The organism is Vibrio sp. 1249-1, from assembly GCF_033340495.1.
Map to the genome: position 1 here is coordinate 1 of NZ_JAWOWJ010000157.1, position 1,018 is coordinate 1,018.

Genomic DNA, 1,018 nt, shown 5'->3' on the forward strand with positions numbered 1-1,018 from the left:
GTGGTTACGCTTGGCAATGCATGGGTGCATCTCTCAATGTTTTCGACTTCTGCTCCGCGCCAACCGTAAATCGATTGGTCATCGTCACCCACAATCATCACATGACACTCAGGCCCCGCCATCATGCGTAGCCAAGCGTATTGGATATTGTTGGTGTCTTGGAACTCGTCAACCAGAATGTGTTTAAAGCGTGCCTGGTAGTGCTCTCGGACAAACTTGTTATCGCGCAGTAGCTCATGAGCGCGAAGCAGAATTTCTGCAAAGTCGACCAAACCTGCACGGTCACACGCTTCTTGATAAGCGGTGTATAGCTGCAAGTAGGTTTTGGTCACAGGATCGTGGTATGCATCGATATGTGCTGGGCGCAGACCTTCGTCTTTTTTGCCGTTAATCCACCAAGCCACTTGGCGTGCAGGCCACTGCTTTTCATCCAGATTTTGTGCTTTGATCAAACGCTTCAGTAAACGTTGTTGATCGTCGCTGTCGATGATTTGAAAATCTTCCGGTAGCTTGGCATCAAGATAGTGCGTGCGCAAAATGCGGTGACAAATACCGTGAAAGGTACCATTCCACATGCCTGACGCACTGCCCATCATCAACTCTTCAATACGGCCACGCATCTCCGCTGCCGCTTTGTTGGTAAAGGTTACCGACATGATTGAGAACGGAGACGCTTGTTCTACCGACATCAACCAAGCGATACGGTGAACAAGAACACGAGTCTTACCACTCCCTGCACCAGCAAGGACGAGCAAGTTTTCTAGAGGTGCTGCAACGGCTTCACGCTGTTTGTCGTTCAAACCGTCGAGTAATAGAGATGGATCCATCATGATGAGCTACTGGTTATTTATACATAAAAATAGATTATAACCTAAACAACTAGGGTGTGTTGAGACAAAACTAGATAAAAAGTTCGACGATTTTTTACTCATCCATTCAATCAGTTATGTAAATCAAACCATCAAAAAGCATTCTCCAAAACAATTTCCCTGAACGTTTTTCACTCACCTTCCTATCT

At 46.3% G+C, this 1,018-nt stretch carries 1 protein-coding gene; it reads right to left on the reverse strand.

Translation table 11 applies throughout. The features are described 5' to 3' along the window. A partial coding sequence (locus R7Z50_RS24930; protein WP_318149408.1) for a UvrD-helicase domain-containing protein occupies nucleotides 1–830 on the reverse strand: 830 nt, incomplete at its 3' end. Between the last annotated feature and the right edge of the window lie 188 nt (nucleotides 831–1,018).